Below are 1,137 nucleotides of genomic sequence, written 5' to 3'. Positions count from 1 at the left end.
GGTCAGACGGGTTCATGAGGAAAGTCTATGGCGTCTATCGAGCTCGATCGCGTTTCCAAGCTCTACGGCAATGGCAATTACGGGGTGCATGAGGTCGATCTCACCATTCCCGATGGTGAATTCGTGATCTTTCTCGGTCCGTCGGGATGCGGCAAGTCGACGACGCTGCGGATGATTGCCGGTCTGGAGAGTATCTCCTCCGGCGATCTCCGCATCGGTGGCAAGAGCGTCGCCAATGTCGCCCCGCGCGACCGAAACGTCGCCGTGGTGTTCCAGAGCTACGCGCTCTATCCGCATATGTCGGTGCGGCAGAATATGGCCTTCGGGCTGAAGATGCGCGGCACCGACGCGGCGGTCATCGATGCCAAGATTGCAGACGCCGCTAACCTGCTCGGTCTGCAGAATCTTCTCGGCCGCAAGCCGGCAGCGCTTTCGGGTGGCCAGCGGCAGCGTGTCGCGCTCGGCCGGGCGATCGTTCGCGAACCGGCGGCCTTCCTGCTTGACGAACCGCTGTCCAATCTCGATGCGCAACTGCGTGCCGAGATGCGGCTCGAACTCGTGAAGCTGCACCGGCGCCTCGGCCGCACCATCGTCCATGTCACCCACGACCAGGTCGAGGCGATGACCATGGGCGATCGCATATGCATCATGCGCGATGGTCGCCTGATCCAGGCCGGCCGGCCGCTTGAAGTCTATGCCGACCCGGTCAACACCTTCGTCGCACGCTTCCTGGCGACGCCGCCGATGAACCTCATTCCGGCCACGCTTCAGGCCGCACCTGGCGAAGGGCTCTCCGTCCTGACCGACAGCGGTGCCGTGCTTGCCGTCCCCGCCCGCCACCGCAACGCTTATGGCGAGCGTGCCGGGCGCCGCGTCATTCTGGGCGTGCGGGCCGAGGATTTCCACGAAAGCCCCGACAAGCCGGACTGGCAGAAGATTGCCGTACGGGTCGTGGCCGTCGAGGCTCTCGGCGCCGAGAACGTCCTGATCGGCCAGATTGCCGGTCACGCCACCGGCAGGGATGATGCTCACCCCGCGGGGGGCGACAAGCCGTTTGAGATCGCCGCCCGCCTCAGCCGTTATTTCACGGCGCCCGTCGGCTCGATGGTCGAACTCTACATCGACCCGCTGCCGATG

1 protein-coding gene is annotated in these 1,137 nt (G+C 64.8%); it reads left to right on the top strand.

Translation table 11 applies throughout. The features are described 5' to 3' along the window. Positions 1–27 precede the first annotated feature (27 nt). Positions 28–1,137: ATP-binding cassette domain-containing protein (locus tag EN969_RS32215; protein ID WP_127419794.1), on the top strand; the 1,110-nt coding region annotated here is incomplete at its 3' end.

This window comes from Mesorhizobium sp. M7A.F.Ca.CA.003.01.2.1, from assembly GCF_003998945.1.
Lineage (GTDB): Bacteria > Pseudomonadota > Alphaproteobacteria > Rhizobiales > Rhizobiaceae > Mesorhizobium > Mesorhizobium ciceri.
This window is presented reverse-complemented; position numbering and strand designations above follow the sequence as displayed.